This window comes from Microcella sp. (assembly GCF_033763155.1).
In the GTDB taxonomy this organism is placed as follows: Bacteria; Actinomycetota; Actinomycetes; order Actinomycetales; family Microbacteriaceae; genus Microcella.
Genome location: NZ_JANRKZ010000039.1, coordinates 20,820 through 37,988, shown reverse-complemented (window position 1 = coordinate 37,988; position 17,169 = coordinate 20,820). Strand labels below are relative to the sequence as shown.

At 66.7% G+C, this 17,169-nt stretch carries 18 protein-coding genes; 11 read left to right on the top strand and 7 right to left on the bottom strand.

What is annotated here, in order from left to right; genetic code table 11:
* Positions 1-147 precede the first annotated feature (147 nt).
* Positions 148-2,646, top strand: coding sequence for an HAD-IC family P-type ATPase (locus SFU54_RS01715; protein ID WP_319014587.1), 2,499 nt, complete (start codon positions 148-150; stop codon positions 2,644-2,646).
* On the opposite strand, the gene SFU54_RS01710 is transcribed toward SFU54_RS01715, so the two are convergent.
* Both SFU54_RS01710 and SFU54_RS01705 read right to left on the bottom strand, forming a co-directional pair.
* A complete protein-coding gene (locus tag SFU54_RS01710) occupies positions 2,564-3,520 on the bottom strand; it encodes a DMT family transporter (RefSeq protein WP_319014586.1) in 957 nt (318 codons plus the stop codon). The two genes, SFU54_RS01715 and SFU54_RS01710, sit on opposite strands and share 83 nt — an antisense overlap.
* Before the next feature lie 64 nt (positions 3,521-3,584).
* Positions 3,585-3,896, bottom strand: a complete 312-nt coding sequence (locus SFU54_RS01705; RefSeq protein ID WP_319014585.1) for a chorismate mutase — start codon at positions 3,894-3,896, stop codon at positions 3,585-3,587.
* A gap of 44 nt (positions 3,897-3,940) precedes the next feature.
* Here SFU54_RS01705 and SFU54_RS01700 point away from each other — a divergent pair, with 44 nt between their 5' ends.
* Positions 3,941-4,591 (top strand): hypothetical protein, encoded by a 651-nt coding sequence (locus tag SFU54_RS01700; RefSeq protein WP_319014584.1) that lies wholly within the window; start codon positions 3,941-3,943, stop codon positions 4,589-4,591.
* On the opposite strand, the gene SFU54_RS01695 is transcribed toward SFU54_RS01700, so the two are convergent.
* Genes SFU54_RS01695 through SFU54_RS01685 form a run of 3 tightly spaced genes read right to left on the bottom strand, consistent with a single transcriptional unit; the run spans position 4,588 to position 7,183 of the window.
* The gene (locus tag SFU54_RS01695) at positions 4,588-5,187 is read right to left on the bottom strand and encodes a GNAT family protein (protein ID WP_319014583.1); all 600 of its coding nucleotides are present in this window, start codon (positions 5,185-5,187) and stop codon (positions 4,588-4,590) included. The two genes, SFU54_RS01700 and SFU54_RS01695, sit on opposite strands and share 4 nt — an antisense overlap.
* Positions 5,188-5,189: 2 nt before the next feature.
* Positions 5,190-6,476: an adenylosuccinate synthase gene (locus SFU54_RS01690; RefSeq protein WP_319014582.1), complete on the bottom strand. Its 1,287-nt coding sequence runs from the start codon at positions 6,474-6,476 to the stop codon at positions 5,190-5,192.
* Positions 6,477-6,517: 41 nt separating this feature from the next.
* Entirely contained in the window at positions 6,518-7,183 is a 666-nt protein-coding gene (locus tag SFU54_RS01685; RefSeq protein WP_319014581.1) for a TetR/AcrR family transcriptional regulator, read from the bottom strand.
* A gap of 101 nt (positions 7,184-7,284) precedes the next feature.
* Here SFU54_RS01685 and SFU54_RS01680 point away from each other — a divergent pair, with 101 nt between their 5' ends.
* The 3 genes from SFU54_RS01680 (at position 7,285) to SFU54_RS01670 (ending at position 9,515) form a co-directional block, all read left to right on the top strand.
* A complete protein-coding gene (locus SFU54_RS01680) occupies positions 7,285-8,544 on the top strand; it encodes an MFS transporter (protein ID WP_319014580.1) in 1,260 nt (419 codons plus the stop codon).
* Between the two features lie 80 nt (positions 8,545-8,624).
* On the top strand, positions 8,625-9,029 hold the full coding sequence (locus SFU54_RS01675; RefSeq protein WP_319014579.1) for a hypothetical protein: 405 nt from the start codon (positions 8,625-8,627) through the stop codon (positions 9,027-9,029).
* A 69-nt stretch (positions 9,030-9,098) separates the two neighbouring features.
* A complete protein-coding gene (locus tag SFU54_RS01670; protein WP_319014578.1) occupies positions 9,099-9,515 on the top strand; it encodes a DUF3253 domain-containing protein in 417 nt (138 codons plus the stop codon).
* A 12-nt stretch (positions 9,516-9,527) separates the two neighbouring features.
* Here SFU54_RS01670 and SFU54_RS01665 read toward each other — a convergent pair whose 3' ends face one another.
* Together SFU54_RS01665 and SFU54_RS01660 are read right to left on the bottom strand one after the other, a co-directional pair.
* A complete protein-coding gene (locus SFU54_RS01665; RefSeq protein ID WP_319014577.1) occupies positions 9,528-9,899 on the bottom strand; it encodes a nuclear transport factor 2 family protein in 372 nt (123 codons plus the stop codon).
* Positions 9,900-9,958: 59 nt separating this feature from the next.
* Positions 9,959-10,567: a TrmH family RNA methyltransferase gene (locus SFU54_RS01660; RefSeq protein ID WP_319014590.1), complete on the bottom strand. Its 609-nt coding sequence runs from the start codon at positions 10,565-10,567 to the stop codon at positions 9,959-9,961.
* Positions 10,568-10,746: 179 nt separating this feature from the next.
* On the opposite strand from SFU54_RS01660, the gene SFU54_RS01655 reads away from it, so the two are divergent.
* The 6 genes from SFU54_RS01655 (at position 10,747) to SFU54_RS01630 (ending at position 17,162) form a co-directional block, all read left to right on the top strand.
* Complete coding sequence (locus SFU54_RS01655; protein WP_319014576.1) at positions 10,747-11,004, top strand: hypothetical protein; 258 nt, start codon at positions 10,747-10,749, stop codon at positions 11,002-11,004.
* A gap of 2 nt (positions 11,005-11,006) precedes the next feature.
* Positions 11,007-13,712 (top strand): DNA methyltransferase, encoded by a 2,706-nt coding sequence (locus tag SFU54_RS01650; protein ID WP_319014575.1) that lies wholly within the window; start codon positions 11,007-11,009, stop codon positions 13,710-13,712.
* 429 nt (positions 13,713-14,141) lie between these two features.
* Positions 14,142-14,270, top strand: coding sequence for a hypothetical protein (locus SFU54_RS01645; RefSeq protein WP_319014574.1), 129 nt, complete (start codon positions 14,142-14,144; stop codon positions 14,268-14,270).
* 137 nt (positions 14,271-14,407) lie between these two features.
* Entirely contained in the window at positions 14,408-14,692 is a 285-nt protein-coding gene (locus tag SFU54_RS01640) for a hypothetical protein (protein WP_319014573.1), read from the top strand.
* A gap of 198 nt (positions 14,693-14,890) precedes the next feature.
* The gene (locus SFU54_RS01635; protein ID WP_319014572.1) at positions 14,891-16,294 is read left to right on the top strand and encodes an acyltransferase; all 1,404 of its coding nucleotides are present in this window, start codon (positions 14,891-14,893) and stop codon (positions 16,292-16,294) included.
* Entirely contained in the window at positions 16,215-17,162 is a 948-nt protein-coding gene (locus SFU54_RS01630) for a DNA-methyltransferase (protein WP_413466538.1), read from the top strand. Before SFU54_RS01635 ends, SFU54_RS01630 begins: the two co-directional genes overlap by 80 nt.
* The last annotated feature ends 7 nt before the right edge of the window (positions 17,163-17,169 follow it).

The following is a 17,169-nucleotide window of genomic DNA, read 5'->3' as shown; positions in this document are numbered from 1 at the left end:
GTGCAAGACCGCTTCACGCTCTCGCTCGCCGAACTGCGTCACGCGCACCGCGACACGTTGCCCGCGCGCTTCGGCGCGCTGGTCGGCGGCTAGGGGCTCTGGGGCGGCTCGGCCGCCAACATAGCCCTCCCCACTAGGCTCGCGCTCGTGACCACCACGCGCGCAAGCTCCCCCGCCGGCCTGACGCTCGACGAGGTGCGCTCGCGCATCCAGCTCGGGCAGACCAATGTGATGCCCAGCGACACGGGCCGCTCGTTCTGGCGCATCATGCAGGCCAATCTGTTCACGCTCTTCAACCTCATCGTGGGCGGCAGCTTTGCTCTGCTGCTCGTGCTGGGCTATTGGCAAGACGCGCTGTTCGGGTTCTTCGTCATCGCCAACGTCGTCATCGGGGTGGCGCAAGAGTTTCGCGCCAAGCTCACCCTCAGTCGTCTCGCCGTGCTCAACGCCCCGAAAGCGCGCGTGCTGCGCGACGGTGTCGTCAGCGAGGTCGCCGTCGGCCAGGTCGTGCTCGACGACGTGTTCGTGCTCGCGGCGGGCGACCAAGTGACGGCCGATGCCGTCGTGCTCGAAGCGCACGGACTCGACGTTGACGAGTCACTGCTCACCGGTGAGGCCGATCCGGTGGCGTCTCCCGCGGGGCGCGAGCTCATGTCGGGCTCGAGTGTCGTGGCGGGCAGCGGGCTTGCGCGGGTCATCCGCGTGGGCGCCGACTCCTACGCTGCGCGCATCACGGCCGAAGCCAAGCAGTTTTCGCTCGTGCGCAGCGAGCTGCGCAGTGGCATCGCGCGCATCATTAAGTGGATCACCATCGCTCTGCTGCCGGTGGGCGCGATCGTCGTCAATGGGCAGATGCAGGCCGTCGGTGGCTGGGAGGTCGCGATTGCCACGGGCGCCTGGCGCGAAGCCACGGTCGGCTCGGCCGCGAGCCTCATCGCGATGATTCCGCAGGGGCTCGTCTTCATGACGAGCGTCGCCCTCGCCGTCGGTGCCGTCAAGCTCGCGCGGCGCGAAGTGCTCGTACAAGAGCTCGCGGCCGTGGAGGGCCTCGCGCGCGTCGACATGCTGTGCCTCGACAAGACCGGCACGCTCACCGAGGGCCGCATGGTGTTCGACTCGGTTGAGCCGTTTGCGAGCTCGACAGCGGGGGACACGGTTGACCCCCTCACCGATACCGACCTCGACCCCGCAGCTGCGGCCGTGCTCGCGTGGATGGGCGCCGACCGCGACGCCAACGCCACGGCCCGCGCCCTCGCCGAGCGCTTCACGACACCGCCCACCGAGCACCCCGTTCGCGCCATCGAGTTCTCGAGCCGCCGCAAGTGGAGCGCCGTCTCGTTCGCCGACGGCCCCGCGCGCGGCACCTGGGTCATGGGCGCGCCCGACATTGTGCTCGCTTCCGTTCCCGATGCGACGGATGCTCTCGCCCGGTTCGCCGAGCGCGCCACCGCGGGCCAGCGCACGGTCGTACTCGCGCGCACCGAGGTCGTGCTCGACCCGCCCGTCGAGACTGCCGACGGTGAGCGGGCTCCCGAGCCCGAGTTGCCCGTCGGCGTGCGCGCCGTCGCCCTCGTGTCGTTCCGCGAGAAGGTGCGCGACGACGCGCATGAGACGCTCAGCTACTTTCGCGAGCAAGCGGTCGAGCTGTGCGTCATCTCGGGTGATGACCCGCGCACGGTGGCCGCGGTCGCGCGCGAGGCGGGCATCCACCACGACGGACCCGGGTTCGACGCGCGTCAGTTGCCCGCGGAGGAGGCTGAGCTCGACGCCATCATGGCTGAGCACCGCGTGTTTGGGCGGGTGACGCCCGAGCAGAAGAAGGCCATGGTGCTCTCGCTGCAACGCCTGGGCCACACGGTCGCGATGACGGGTGACGGTGTCAATGACGCGCTCGCGCTCAAGCACGCCGACCTCGGCATTGCTATGGGCTCGGGTGCCGCGGCGACGCGCGCTGTTGCGCGGCTCGTGCTGCTCGATGGTCAGTTCAGCCGGCTGCCACGGGTCGTGGCCGAAGGGCGCCAGGTCATCGCCAACGTCGAGCGCCTCGCCAAACTGTTTCTGTCGAAGACGACCTACGCCATTCTGTTCGCCGTCGTCTTCGGGCTGTTGTTGTGGCCCTTCCCGTTCTTGCCGCGGCAACTGTCGATCGTCGACGGCCTCACAATCGGGCTGCCGGCGCTCGTGCTCGCGCTGCTGCCCAACATCCAGCGCTACCGACCCGGCTTCTTGCGGCGTGCGGCGCGGTTCTGCATTCCGTCAGGACTCATCGTGGGCGGCACGCTGCTCTCGGTCGTTGCCTACGCCTACCTGGGCGGGTACGCAGCGCCGGTCGTGCAGACGACCGCCGTCATCACGCTCACACTCACGGCCCTCTGGGTGCTCGTGATCTTGTCGCGGCCGTTCACGCTCATCACGAGCATTGTCGTGGTCGCCGCTGATCTCGGGCTCGGCGTCGTGCTCTCGATTCCGATCGTCACCGACTTCTTGCAGCTCGGCGCTCCGCCGCTTGAGCTCGTGCTCGTCGCGGTGGGAGCAAGTGCGGTTGGTTCTGTCGTGCTCGAAGTCACGCACCGTCTGGTGTCGCGGTCGGCTGGGGCCGGCGAAACAGCCGCAGCCGCCGCTGCGCCAGCAGCACGCCGAGGATAACGAGCACGGCACCAACAGGCTCGTTCCAGACGAGCACCTCGCCGAGAATGAGCACGCCCAACAGCACGCCAACGGGCGGCGAGATGTAGGTGACCGTCGCGGCGCGAGTTGGTCCCCACGCGCGCACGACGTTTTGGTTCCAGGCGTAGGCGAGACCCGTGCCGAGGGCTCCGAGCAACACGATCGCGATGAGCACGGTGGGCGTGAGCGTGATGGGCTGGGCCCCCACGATGGGCGTGAGCATGAGCATCCACACCGCCGCGAGGCCGATCATGACGAAGCTAAAGACAATCGCGCTCACGCCGCTGTTGCTCAAGAAGCGACGCATGTACGAGAGGCTGAAGCCATAGCAGGCGGTCGCGCCGAGCAAGGCGATGTACGGAACCAGGCCGCCCGTTCCGGGCTCAATACCCTGCCAGGGCCCGACGATCACGACCACACCGATGATGCCCACGACGATGCCGAGCACTTGCTCACGCGTGAGCTTCTCGATGCGAAACGCGAGCCCCGCGATGAGCGCCGTCATGATGGGTGTTGTGGCGTTGAAGATGCTCGCGACGCCCGACGATACGTATTGCTGTGCCCACGCGAAGAGCTGATACGGGATGACCGCGAACGTCACCGAGAGCAGCGCCAAGTGCGCCCACACGCGCCGCGATCGCGGCAAACGGTCGCGCGTGACGAGCGCGATGAGCCCCAAAGTGATGGCCCCGAAGAGCGTGCGACCCGTGGCGACCTGCACCGGTGACAGGCCCTCGAGCGCGAGCGCGATGAACAAGAAACTCGCGCCCCACACGACACCCGCGAGGGTGAACTGCACCGCGATCCACGCGTCAGACGTGCGGGGCGGGGCGGCAGGAGCGTCGTTGGTCACCTCGCGAGACTACTGCCGTGCACCGGCACCCTCGGTGGCCCGCTGTCGCGACGGCAGAAACCCGCTAATGCTCAGTCGTGATCGTGCCCGTGGTAGCGATCTGCTCGTGGTGGTGAATGACCTCGGCGACGATGAAGTTGAACCACTTCTCGGCGAACGCGGGGTCGAGCTGCGCCTCGGTCGCGAGCGCCCGCAGCCGCTCGATCTGCACGCGCTCGCGCTCGGGATCACTCGGCGGCATATTGGTCGCCGCCTTCAACCGGCCCACCGCTTGCGTGCTCTTGAAGCGCTCGGCGAGCAAGTGAATCAGCGCGGCGTCAATGTTGTCGATGCTGCGGCGCAGCGACGTGAGCTCGACCATGGCGGCGTCATCCATGGCTTGACTGTATCGCGGCGAGCGCTCACCTCTAGAGTGTCGCCATGACGACGGATGCTCGCTCGCGCGGCGCGTGGCGCGACACGGCCGCCACTCGCGTGTTCGGGTCGCTCTTCAGCTGGTTCTCGCTCGCCCTTGCCCTGACGCTGCTGTTTCAATCGGTCAGCGCGCTCGCCGACCTGGGGGGATCCTGCGCCCGCGGAGGCCCCTATGAGATCGCGGTCGAGTGCACCGACGCGATCGTCCTCTTCACTCCGTGGAGTGTGTTCGTCGGAATCGGCGCGGTGTTTCTCGGCGCGTGGCTTGCGCAGGGCTTCGGGGCTGCCATCTTGCTGTTCGCGTGGCCGGGTCTGTTCGTCAGCCTCGCCGTCGTGTTCTTTCGCTCGCTCATCGAGTACGGCGACCTGACCGGACTCTTCATCGGCATTCTCTTCGCCGCGATGGGGCTCGCCCCGCTCGTGCTCGTGTTGCCCGCGGCACCGCAACGCATGCTGTTGGGCCGCGTCGACGCTGCGGGCCGCGCATTCTGGGAGGCACGACCCGCGCGCGGTCACGTGCTCTCGCGGCGACCCCCGCGCGAGCCGGGCGACAACCATCCGAGTATCGGCGACTGGGTGCTGAGTGCGAGCGTCGCCGGAGGCGGAATCGCGCTCGGCGTGTGGCTCGGCGTGCTCTGGTTCGCCTCGGTCGCTTAAGCGCTCGGTGAGCGCAGGCGGCGCAGCAGGCCTTCCCGAACGGCGGGCCACTCGTCGATCACGATCGAATAGATGGCCGTGTCACGCCATGACCCATCAGCGCGCGGCTGGTCGCGGCGCGCGATGCCTTCAAACTGGCCGCCGAGCTTGACGATGCCCGCACGCGACCGCTCGTTGAGCACGTCGGCCTGCAGTTTGATGCGGCCGTACCCGTGCTCGACAAGGTGGCCGAGCAGCAAGAGTTTGCACGCGGGGTTGACGGATGATCCCCAGTGCTCGGGTGCGTAGGCGGTGTAGCCGATGTGGGCCGACTCGGCGCCGGGGTTGAGGTCGAGAATCGTGGAGGTGCCGATGACGGTGTGCGCAGCATCCGTCACGACATAGACGTGGGCGCGCCCGATTCGCAGGTAGGTCGGAAGCCACTCGGCAAACGCGTCGCCCGTGCGCGCAGCCGCGGGGCCGCCGCCCCAGCCGCCCGCGAAGACCTCGGGCCGGCCGAGCGCGGCGGTGAGGCCCGCCAGGTGCGCGGGCTCAAAAGGCTCGAGCCGCACACCGTGCCCCTCGAGCGCGACGTAGGGAAGGTCGCGGGCAGTCACGCTCAGCCGAGAAGGTCGTGCCGCACGACGATCGCGTCACGCGCGGGGCCGACACCGATGGCCGAGATGCGGGCGCCACTCATGGCCTCGATTGCGAGCACGTAGTCTTGCGCGTTCTTCGGCAGCTCGTCGAAGGTGCGGGCGCCCGAGATGTCTTCTGACCAGCCCGGAAAGTTCTCGTAGATCGGCACGGCGTGGTGAAAATCGCTCTGCGAGACGGGCACCTCGTCAACGCGCACACCGTCGACGTCGTAGGCAACGCAGACCGGGATGCTCTCGAGCCCCGTGAGCACGTCGAGCTTGGTCATGACGAAGTCGGTCACTCCGTTGATGCGCGCCGTGTAGCGCGCGATGGGGGCGTCGTACCACCCGCAGCGCCGCGGGCGACCCGTCGTCGTACCGAACTCGAAGCCCGTCTTGCGCAAGAACTCGCCCGACTCGTCGAACAGCTCGGTGGGGAAGGGACCAGCGCCGACGCGTGTCGTGTAGGCCTTGACGATGCCGATGACGCGATCGATGCGATTGGGGCCGATGCCCGAGCCCGTGGCCGCGCCGCCCGCCGTCGAGCTCGACGATGTGACGAAGGGGTAGGTGCCGTGGTCGACGTCGAGCATCGTGGCCTGGCCACCCTCGAAAAGCACGGTCTCACCGCGCTCGAGCGCTTGGTGCAGCACGAGCGCGGTGTCAACAACCATGGGCCGCAACCGCTCGGCGTAGCTCAGCAACTCGTCGACGACCTCGTCAGCGCCGATCGCGCGGCGGTTGTAGACCTTCACGAGCAAGTGGTTCTTGATGTTGAGGGCGCCTTCGACCTTCTGGCGCAAGATGTTCTCGTCGAAGAGATCTTGAATGCGGATGCCCACGCGGTTGATCTTGTCGGCGTACGCGGGGCCGATGCCGCGGCCCGTCGTGCCAATCTGCCGCTTGCCGAGAAAGCGCTCGGTGACCTTGTCGATCGTGCGGTGATAGTGCGTGATGACGTGCGCATTGGCACTGATAAGCAGTCGCGAAACGTCGACGCCGCGCGCGCTCAGCGCATCGAGCTCACCGAACAGCACCTCGATGTCGACGACCACGCCGTTGGAGATGATGGGCGTGACGCCCTCGGTCAGAATGCCGCTCGGCAGCAAGTGCAGCGCATACTTCTCGTCGCCGACGACGACCGTGTGACCCGCGTTGTTGCCGCCGTTGAACTTGACGACGTAGTCGATGCGGCCCGCGAGCAGGTCGGTGGCCTTGCCTTTTCCTTCATCGCCCCACTGGGCGCCGATGATGACGACGGCAGGCATGGGTGGTCCCTTCGAGAGATGGTGAGGGCTTGCCCTTGAGTCTATCGAGCGAGCAGGGCAGCGCCCTCGGCCCACTGGCCGCGGGCGGGCACGGGGTTGGCGCGAGCCAAGCTGCCGGGCGCGAGCCCCAACTGGCGCTCGGCCACGCCGAACACGATGTCGTTGGCCTCGGCCACACCAATGGCCGCGATTCCGTGGTGCTGCACGGCAACGCCGTCGGCGACGGCGGTCAACAAGCGTGAGTCGGCCGCGGGGTTGGCGCTCGACCCGAGCCCCGCATCCACGACCCGTTCAATCACGGTCGTGAGGATGCGCTCGCAGTCACGATGGTGTCGGTCGAGCGCAGCGGCAAGCGCCGGCGTGCGGCCCGCTTCGCTCCACGCGTCGATCCACACGCGGTAGTGGTCTTCGGGGGTGGAGGCGAGCCACCCGGCGAGCGCCGCGACGGGCTCGAGTCCGTCGAGCATTGCGCGGTCACTCGCGAGCTCGCTCGTCACGGCGAAGTCAAACGCGGCGGCGACGAGGTCGTCACGGGTCGAGAAGTAGTGGCGAATGAGCCCATGCACGACGCCCACCTCGGTGGCGACTTCGCGCAGCGTGACGCCCGCGAAACCCTTGACGGCGACCACGCGCAGAGTCGCACGCACGATCTCGTCGCGGCGCTCATCAGAGCTCTTGCGCTCGGGAACCTTGCGGAGTTCATGCACCCGTCGAGCATACGGCGCGACCGCACGATATTGTCCAAACGGATAAGCGGTGCTAGCGTTATTGTCCAGTTGGACAATTCGAATCCAGGAGACTCGTCATCATGAACGCGCACCACAGGCAAGCACGACTTCTCGTGCCGAGCGTCGTGGCAGCCATGGTCGTGCTCTCATCGGCCTCGTTCGTCATCTTCCCGTTGATCCCGGCCCTGCAGGGCTCGCTCGGCGTCAGCACCGCCGAGATCGGCTATCTCGCGGCCGCCGGTTTTGCCTCCGCGCTCATCGCCGAACTTCTCGTCGCTCCTGCGGCCGACCGCGGTCACGCACGGCTCATGGCCGTCATTGGTGTTGTCATGGTTGCCGGTTCGCTCGCGATCAGCGCCATCTCGGTCGAGGGCTGGCAACTCATCATCGGCCGTGCGGTCGGCGGCTTTGGCTTCGGCATCTTCGTCATCGCCGCGAGCGCGCTCATCGTGCGTCACGACCACGCCCGCAGCGGCGAGCTGCTCGGCCGCCTCGGCGCCGCCGAACTCGCGGGCATCGCCGTGGGCCCGCTCGCCTCGGGCCTTGCCCTCTCGTTTGCCGGCCCGAGCGCGATTCTCGCTGTCTCAGCCGCCATCGTGCTCGTGGCCCTCGTGCCCGTGCTCGTGGGCTTTCGCGAGACGGCCCCGGCGGTGTTCGATGAGGCGCATCCGCCCACCGGGGGTATCGCCGCTGGCGTCATCGGCTTCGATGGCACGGATGCTGACCGCACTCTGCGCTTTGGAGCCGGGCCGCCCCGCTCGAGCCTCGACTTGCTGCGCTCACCCCGCATCATCGGCATCGTGTTGCTCTATGCCGCCGTCATGGTGCCGACCGGAGCGTACGACGGCGTCTGGCCGCGCTTCATGGCCGACATCGGCGCTGACCCCGTGCTGACCGCCGCGAGCTATGCACTCTTCGCGGTGCCCTACGTGCTCGTTGCCGGGTGGGCGGGTCGTCTCGCCGACCGCCGCGGGGGCGTCGCCGCCTATGCACGCGGCCTGCTCATCTTGCTGCCGATCGTGACGCTCTATGGCGTGGTGGGCAACCCCTTCATCGCCACGGGCATGGGTTTCGTCGAGTCGACGGGCCAGGCGCTCGCCTTCATCGGCGCTGCGGCCGCGATGGCACACGCGGTCGACCCGGCCCGTGCGGGCTCGGCGCAGGGGCTGCTGCGCGGCATTGGACTCGCGGCCGCGACCGTCGCCGCAGCCTTCTCGGGGCTCGCCTACGAGGCCGGCGGAGCATTGCTGCTGTTTGGTGGCACCGCGATCGCCGTGGCCGTGCTTGCCGCGGTCGGGCTGTTGCTCGCGCGCGAGCGTCGGGCTCGTCCTCCTTTGTGAGGACTGTGACCGGCTGGGTCGTGGCCATAGATTGAGGTGCGTCGACGTCACAAACTCTTTCGGTAAATGGTGAGCTGCTCATGAAGTTGCTGGCGATACTGGCCATAGCGGTGGTGGCGTGGTGGGCGGCCACGACCTTCGCGCTTCCCTCAGATGCGCACGCCCTCACGGAAGCGGATGCGCGAGACTTCACGAATCGCCTGATCGAGCTGACAGATGACGTCGATGTCGAGACCTTCTGCGATGAATTCGCCGCAGATCACACCATGTGCGAGAGAAGTCTCGCGGAATACGGTTCACAGCCCGAGGTCGTTTCTGCATGGTCTCGTGCCGACCTGTCTGTCGAGCCGTCACACAGCGGTTCGATGATCGTGACGTTCACGCGCGCTGACGGCACTAGCTCGGCTATCGAGGTTCTCCGCGAGGGGGATGAGATTCGAGCCGTTAACCCCGTCTTCTGGGCCGAACGCACCATCGTCGGCTGAGTAACCCGTCACCCTCGCCCCCGGCAATCGTCACGGCGACTACTCGGCTCCATCGACAAGACTCTCGACATGGGGCGGCAGCGTGAGCGTGGCGAAGAATCCGCCGCCGAGCGCGCCGAGAAAGTCTGCGGCTCGTGCGGCCGCCGCATCGAGTGGCGGGCGAAGTGGGCGCGCGACTGGGATTCCGTGCGTTGGTGCAGCGACGCGTGCCGCGCTCGCGGGGTGCGGCCCGTGGATCGGGCGCTCGAAGAGAGCATCCGGAGCATGCTGAGCGGTCGCGCCGCGGGAGCAACCATCTGCCCGAGCGAAGCGGCGCGGGCGGTCGCGGGTAGTGACGATGACGCCTGGCGCGACCTCATGGAGCCCGCGCGGCGCGCTGCCCGGCGCCTCGTCGCCGCGGGCGAGGTCGAGATTACGCAGGGCGGCCGGATTGTCGACCCTTCGACGGCGAAAGGCCCGATCCGCCTGCGCCGCGTGACGCGCTAGCCGGCGGCGTTCCTAGTCGGCCGCGGGCGACTGCTGGTGCGCACCCACGCGCCAGCGGCCCTCGCTGTAGACGTAGGTCGTGGTGGCCCACATGTCGACGGGTGATCCGTCGCGCGTGCTGCGCAACCGGTAGGCCAGCATCGCGGCCCGATCGCCGAGGCGCACGACACGTTGGTCGCTCATGGTCGCCTCGCCCCACGTCGTGCCGTCGAGGGCCACGATCGCCGCGGAACGCTCGACGAGTGATCCGTCGTCGATGAGCACGGCATCCGTCGTCATCGCTTTTTGCAGGTGGCTGCCGCCGTCGCCGTGCCGCATCGCCTCCCACAGCTCGTGCTCGTGGCGGATGAGTTGAGCGGGCAGATCATCGGTGATCACGGTCATGGGCACAGTCCATCGGCTGCGGCGGGCGCCGTCAAGAGCCGACCGCCACGGGATGCTGATCACGAGCGAGCGTGCGCCCGCACCCACTCGTGCATGATGATCGCGGCCGCCGCGCTCGCGTTGATCGAGCGCGTCGAGCCATACTGCGTGATCTCGACGACCTCGTCGGCGGCGGCGAGCGCTTCGGGCGACAGGCCCGGGCCCTCTTGGCCGAAGAGCAGGATGCACGCGCGCGGCAGCGGCGCAGCATCCACGGGCCGCGACCCCTCGACATTGTCGATCGCGACGATCGGCAGGTCGTGCGCGCGAGCGAACGCGACGAGGTCATCGATGGTCTCGTGGTGCGAAACGTGCTGGTAGCGGTCGGTGACCATGGCGCCGCGCTTGTTCCAGCGGCGTCGGCCGACGATGTGCACTTCGGCGGCGAGAAAGGCATTGGCGCTGCGCACGATCGACCCGATGTTCATGTCGTGCTGCCAATTCTCGATCGCCACGTGAAACGGGTGCCGGCGCGCGTCGAGATCGGCGACGATCGCGCTCATGCTCCAGTATCGGTAGCGATCGATGACGTTGCGGGTGTCGCCGTTGGCCAGCAGCTCGGGGTCGAGTCGCGGGTCGTCCGGCCACTCGCCCTTCCAGGGGCCCAGGCCGTGGGTCGTCCACTCCAGGGTCGGCTCGGGCTCTTCGGCCGGGCCACTCCCTTCCGTTGCATCCTGCGTCTCGTCCACGACTCGACCCTAGGCCGATTCTTCGCGACGCGGATGCTCGAACCAACCCGCACGTCGGTGCCGCGCCGTAGACTGGCCCTCGTTCGGCACCTCGTCGGCACGCGCATTCAGGGGGTTTCATGAGCACCGCAGCAGCAGGCGACCGCAGCCCTGCCGAGGTCGCGCGCGAGCAAGCCCTCGGCGAGATCAGCGACGTGTTGCTCAATCTCGAGCACACCCTCGCGCGGGCCAAAAAGGCACTACAGCGCGTACGCAAGTCAGGCGGCGACCACAACGTCGAACTCGCGCTCACCGAGCTCATCGCCGACCTCGAGCGCAACCACAAACGCTTCATGCACGACACCTACTACGCCGGCGACACCCTGCGACTCATCTAGCCGTGCGCAGCGGTCTCGAGATTCAGGCGGCCCTCGCCGCCTTCGTCACCAAGTGGTCGGGCTTCGCGGGCACCGAGAAGGCTGAAGCGCAGACCTTCCTCAACGAGTTGTTCGCCTGTTACGGCAGCGACCGCGGCGAGGTCGGGGCGCTGTTCGAAGACTTCGCGACCTCGGCCGGTTTTATGGATCTGCACTGGCCCGGCGTGCTCATCGTCGAGATGAAGGCGCCGACGGTCGAGCTCGAGAAGGCCCGCGACCAGCGGCAGCGGTACTGGCTCGAATCGTCGAACCCCGCGGCGGGCATCCCGGCCGCGCGGTGGGTGATCGCGTGCAACTTTCGCGAGTTCGAAATCTGGGAGCCAGGGCGGTTTCCGGGTGAAGCCCGCGCTCGGTTCACCCTCGCCGAACTGCCTGACCGCTATGACTCGCTGCTGTTCTTGCAGAGCGAGACCATCGAGCCCGTCTTCGCCGAGCACCGCCGAGAGCTGACGACCGACGCGGCCCGCCACATCGCTGACCTTTACACCTCGCTCGCTGACCGCGCTGCTGCCCCCATCGACGAGATTCAGCGCTTTACGATGCAGTTGGTATGGTGCCTCTTCGCCGAAGACCTCGGCATGCTCGACGGCTACCCACTGCAGTCGACCATTCTCGAGCTACTCGCCTCAGCCCAGCCCGACAGCGCGCGTGACATCGGTTACCTATTCGAGCTGCTGAATCAGAAGGGCGACCACAACCGTCAGGGCCGCTACGCGGGCACGCGCTACGTCAACGGTGAACTCTTTGCGCGGCCCGCCAAGGTGCTCATGACCAAGCCCGAACTTGAGCACCTCAAGAAGGCCTCAGAGTTCGACTGGCGCGCCGTTGACCCCACGATCTTCGGCTCGCTCATGGAGGGCATTCTCGGCGACGAGCGCCGCGAACGTCTCGGAGCCCACTACACGCACGAGGCCGACATCATGAAGATCGTCGCGCCCACGATCGTGCGGCCGTGGCGAGATCGAGTCGATGCCACGTCGACACCCGCCGAGGTGCGCGCGCTACTCGACGAACTGGTGACGTTTCGAGTGCTCGACCCCGCCTGCGGATGCGGCAACTTCTTGTACATCGCCTACCGCGAGTTGCGCGGCCTCGAGCACGAACTCAAGCAGCGGTATGCGCGCCTGTGTGCCGAGCAGGGCGAACCCGCCGCAGCCGACCTGCCCTTCTACCCGCTCAGCAACATCAAGGGAATCGACATCGAGCAGGTCGCCGTCATGGTCGCGCGCATCACGCTCTGGATGGGCCACCGACAGATGGTCGACCGGTTCGGGCCGGCCGAACCCGTACTGCCGCTCACCGACCTGTCGGGCGTTCGCGCGATCGACGCACTGCAGGCCGACTGGCCTGAGGTCGACACCATCATCGGCAACCCGCCGTTCGTTGGTGGGGGGCAAATTCGCTCGAAGCTCGGCGATGAATATGCGGAATGGCTCAAGAAGCGTTTCGGGACTGGGATTCGGGACCTCTGCACTTACTGGTTCCGTAAAGCACATGACCAACTGAAGCCCGGCCAGCGTGCTGGACTGGTAGGCACAAACTCCGTTAGCCAGAACACCGGTCGCGATGCCTCACTTGACTATGTTCTGCTTCGCGGCGGTGTCATCACCGACGCGGTTTCGTCACAGAAGTGGCCCGGCGACGCAAAAGTTCACGTCAGCATCGTGAATTGGATCAAGCAGCCAACAACACCTGTCGGGCGATTCGTGCTGGATGGCGAGGAGGTGTCCGGCATCTCCAGCTCGCTTCGGGAGGTGGGCTCGACGAGCTGGAGGCCGAAGACCCTCGGCCCGAACAAGGGAAAGTGCTTCGAGGGGCCGAGCCCGAAGGCCAAGGACCTTCTGATCTCCTCAACTCAGGCTCAGTCCTTTCTCTCGGAAGAAGAAGTCAATCGCACGGTCGTGAGGCCCTACCTGACGGCAAAGGACATCACTGATCGTGTTGATCAGTCGCCCAGTCGTTGGACAATTGACTTCGGCCTTCGCACGCTCGAAGAGGCCGTCAGGTTCCAATCTCCAATGGCTCACGTACGTCGCTTCGTCAAGCCGATTCGCGAGAAGAACAACCGAAAAATCTATCGGGACCTTTGGTGGCTATTCGCAGAGCCGCGGCGCGCCATGCGCGCAGCGCTCGACGGAAAATATCGCTACGTGGCGGTTGCCGGACATGCCAAGCGACTAACCGTGACTTGGCAGGCGCCGTGGACTCTTGCGAGCAACGCAACCAACGTCTTCGCGTTCGACGACGACTACAGCATGGGCATCCTGCTCTCGAAGGCGCACGACGCATGGGCTTGGACGCAGTCGTCGACACTCGAGACTCGTCTGCGCTATACGCCGACCACGGTGTTCGAAACCTTCCCCTGGCCGGACCCCGTCAGCGACGACCAGCGGCACGCGGTGGCGACCGCAGCATCCGACCTCTATGCGCGTCGAAGCGAGCTATGTCTCGAGCACAACATGGGCCTGACGGCGCTCTACAACCTGATGGACGCCGGCGGCTTCACTGACCTCGCCGTCCTGCACAAGAAGCTCGACGTCGCCGTGGCCGCCGCGTACGGCTGGCCGGCATCGGTCGCCCAGGACCCCATCGAACTCGTCACGCGCCTCACGGGTCTCAACCGCGAGATCGTTGAAGGCGGGCGCCCCTACAACCCGTTCACGAGCTGATTCGGGCCTTAAGCACCCGCGACACGCCGTATCGAAAACGGATCTCTCCAGCTCTGCGCTGTGGACAACATGGGGATAAGTGCGCTGGCCCTTGGGGACAACTATCGCTCTTTCCACACGTATTGCGTCGATTGCGCGAAAAGCCCGGGATTATCGGGGAATTGGCGTTGCTGTGAGGTTCTGGCCACGCAGGTTTTCCACATGCAACAGGCGAGGTCGCCTAAAGACGTGTCGGCATGCGCCGGTAAAGTCTCAAGCAACAGAAAGGCCCTGATCTGCACCAGCAGAACGAGGTCTGGATGCCGCAGATCAGGGCCGAGATGTCTTTACGGGACTCTCTGACTCTAGAGGCCCCATGGCCTCTGCGCCACCGGGCGATTTTTGACGGTGGAGGCGACCTGCCAACGCTCAGCAGGAAGGAGTCGATCGATGACCAAGTCATCCAAGTCGGCGACACCCTCGAAGGCCCAGCTCTCGAAGGCGGGTAAGACTCTCGCGTCGAACTCGTCGAGCAAGTCGGCCCAGTCGAAGGCTGCGTCGACCCTCGGCAAGGGCTAGATCGGAATGCCCGGGCGGCAGGTGACTCTCATGCCGCCCGGGTGTGCGACCTGATCAGTGGCACCAGCCGGCGTGACCTCGTCAGCGTTTGGGCTCTTTGCTGCTTGTTCGCCCGCTCGGGTGAAAGGCAGATATCTATGAAATTCGACATCAACATGCAGTTCGATAAACGCGCCCTCGAAAGGGAGATGAATCGCGAAGTCAACTCCGCAATGCGAGACACCGCACGAAAACTCAATCGGAGGTTCAGCGAGATTGCGAGAACCGCCGAAGGTCGCGACCTGGACTCGGTGAAGTCTGAGGTAGCTCGTGCATTTCGAAGTGAAGGTGCAGATGTATCGGAGCCTGAGTTGACTGAATATGCACAACACCTCCTTGAAGGAACAGTGATTTCCTTCGAGCCGGGCACGTTACGCGTTTAGGCTCCCGCCGTGCACACCGGCCGGCAGACCTCGTTTTGGCCTGCCGGCCGGTGACTGACAGGCTGAAAGATGTGACCGAGGGCATCGTGCAACAACTCCTCGCTCACTTCGCCTTCGCTGACGTACGCTGAGACCACGCGGCCCGCACCCACGAGGTCGCTACGCGCCGAGCATCCGGCTAGAGGACGAGGGGGGTCAATGACGACCTTCGAGTCGCAGAAGAGTGACTCCGTGCCCGAGCCGACCGCACCCGAAGCCTCGGCAAGCCCGGTACGCGCATCCCGCGACCACGCCGTCGACCTCGTTCGGGCGGCGTGCCTTGTCGTGGTGGTGGGCCTGCACGTCATGATGGCGGGCATCACGGTTGAGACCGAGGGTCTCGCCATTACGAACTCGCTTGACGGGCATCCGATTTTCGCCTGGAGCACATGGCTCGTGCAGGTCATGCCCCTGTTCTTCGTCATGGGCGGCTTCTCGAGCCTGCTCGCCTGGCGGCGCCAGCGCGACCGCGGGGTCAGCAACGCCGACTACGTTCGCGATCGCGTCGCTCGCCTTGCGCGCCCGGCCTTGCTGCCGCTCGGTCTCGTGGGCTTGACGCTCGCGGTGCTCGGCCTGGTCGGCCTGCCCGACGCCGTGTTGAGTGACGTCGGCTTCCGCATCGGTCAGCCTCTCTGGTTCTTGGCCGTCTATCTCGGCGTTTCGGGCCTCGTTCCCCTAATGGCCCGCCTGCACGAGCGCGCCCCCTGGGTAACCCTGCTGAGCCTGCTCGCCGCTGTCATGATCGTCGACACCGTCGCCCTGCTCACCGCGCTGCCTCTCATCGGGGCATTCAACCTGCTGTTCGTGTGGGTCTTCGTGCAGCAGTTGGGCTTCTGCCTCGCCGACGGCTGGTTCGACTGGCGGCGGCGGTGGATGCTCGGCCTCGCCGGCCTCGCCGCCTTCGGCGTGCTGCTCTTTCTCACGACGGTCGTCGGCTACTCGACCGACATGTACGACAACTTGAACCCGCCGACCGCCGCGATTCTCGTGCTCGGGGTGGGCCAGACTCTGCTGTTCGCGTTCGTGCGCCCGTGGATTACCCGGCTCGCCCAGCACGAAACCCTCGCGGGTCTCAGCGGAGCGATCAACCGCAATGCGATGCAGATCTACCTGTGGCACGTGCCCGTTATCGTGCTCATCGCCGTGGTGCTCGTCGTCTCGGGCGCACCCTTCCCCGAACCGCTCAGCGAAGGCTGGTGGCAGAGTCGGCCGCCGTTCCTCGTGGCGGTTGCCCTGCTGCTCATCCCCATCGTTATCGGGGTCAGCTGGCTTGAGCGACGCAGCGAGGCTCGCGGCGGCCCGGCCCCCGGGCCCGTCGGCCCCTGGATGGCCGCGCTCAAGGTCATTCTCGGCATCGTCGGCGTCGTGACCCTGCTCATCGCGGGCTTTACGCCCGCGTATGGCGCGGCCATCGGCGTGACGCTGCTCTTGCTCGCGGTGCTGTTGCGGTCGCCGCGGCGGCGCAGCCTGTTAACCTCGGGCCATGAGCCCAGCGGCGAAGCCAGCGTCGAGCGCGGCGGCGACAGCAGCGCCGAACGCCGCAGCTCGCTGGAATCGCGATAGCCCCGACCTGCTGATTCACGGCGACAACCTCGCCGCGCTTCGCTCGCTGCCCGACGCGAGCATGCAGCTCATCTACCTCGACCCTCCTTTCAACACGGGTCGCACGCAGCGCCGCACGACGATGCGCAGCACGCGCGACCCCGAGGGTGCTCACCTTGGCTTCGCGGGCACGACCTACACGCGCACGATCGAGGCGCTCAGCAGCTACGACGACGCCTTCACCGACTACTGGGGCTTTCTCGCTCCCCGGCTCATCGAGGCGCACCGGTTGTTGCGCGACGACGGAACCCTCTACCTGCACCTTGACTGGCGCGAAGCGCACTATGCCAAGGTGGCGCTCGATGCGCTCTTCGGCCGCGAGTGCTTTCTCAACGAGCTCATCTGGGCCTACGACTATGGCGCCAAATCGCGGCGCCGCTGGCCGACGAAGCACGACACGATCCTCGTCTATGTGAAGAACCCCGAGACCTACTGGTTCGACAGCGAGGCCGTCGATCGCGAGCCCTACATGGCTCCCGGGCTCGTGACCCCCGAGAAAGCCGAGCGCGGCAAACTGCCGACCGACGTCTGGTGGCACACGATCGTGCCCACCTCGGGGCCCGAGAAAACCGGCTACCCCACGCAAAAGCCCCTCGGAGTGCTGCGCCGCATCGTTCAGGCCTCGAGCCGCGAGGGCGACTGGGTGCTCGACGCTTTTGCCGGCAGCGGCACGACGGCCGCCGCTGCCCGCGCGCTCGGACGGCGCAGCATCAGCATCGATGAGAGTGCGGATGCCGTGCGCATCGCGAGCGCCCGCCTGGGTCTGCCCATTACCGAGCTCGAGAGTCGCCCGGCCACCGCCGCTCGTCGCACCCCGCGCGCGAGATAATCGACGC

Excerpts from the sequence above, each read along its gene's own strand:
- SFU54_RS01675 (WP_319014579.1), top strand. The coding sequence starts at position 8,625 with ATGAAGTTGCTGGCGATACTGGCCATAGCGGTGGTGGCGTGGTGGGCG.
- SFU54_RS01700 (WP_319014584.1), top strand. The coding sequence starts at position 3,941 with ATGACGACGGATGCTCGCTCGCGCGGCGCGTGGCGCGACACGGCCGCC.
- SFU54_RS01670 (WP_319014578.1), top strand. The coding sequence starts at position 9,099 with ATGGGGCGGCAGCGTGAGCGTGGCGAAGAATCCGCCGCCGAGCGCGCC.
- SFU54_RS01655 (WP_319014576.1), top strand. The coding sequence starts at position 10,747 with ATGAGCACCGCAGCAGCAGGCGACCGCAGCCCTGCCGAGGTCGCGCGC.
- SFU54_RS01680 (WP_319014580.1), top strand. The coding sequence starts at position 7,285 with ATGAACGCGCACCACAGGCAAGCACGACTTCTCGTGCCGAGCGTCGTG.
- SFU54_RS01630 (WP_413466538.1), top strand. The coding sequence starts at position 16,215 with ATGAGCCCAGCGGCGAAGCCAGCGTCGAGCGCGGCGGCGACAGCAGCG.
- SFU54_RS01705 (WP_319014585.1), bottom strand. The coding sequence starts at position 3,896 with ATGGATGACGCCGCCATGGTCGAGCTCACGTCGCTGCGCCGCAGCATC.
- SFU54_RS01665 (WP_319014577.1), bottom strand. The coding sequence starts at position 9,899 with ATGACCGTGATCACCGATGATCTGCCCGCTCAACTCATCCGCCACGAG.
- SFU54_RS01640 (WP_319014573.1), top strand. The coding sequence starts at position 14,408 with ATGAAATTCGACATCAACATGCAGTTCGATAAACGCGCCCTCGAAAGG.
- SFU54_RS01645 (WP_319014574.1), top strand. The coding sequence starts at position 14,142 with ATGACCAAGTCATCCAAGTCGGCGACACCCTCGAAGGCCCAGCTCTCG.
- SFU54_RS01690 (WP_319014582.1), bottom strand. The coding sequence starts at position 6,476 with ATGCCTGCCGTCGTCATCATCGGCGCCCAGTGGGGCGATGAAGGAAAA.
- SFU54_RS01635 (WP_319014572.1), top strand. The coding sequence starts at position 14,891 with ATGACGACCTTCGAGTCGCAGAAGAGTGACTCCGTGCCCGAGCCGACC.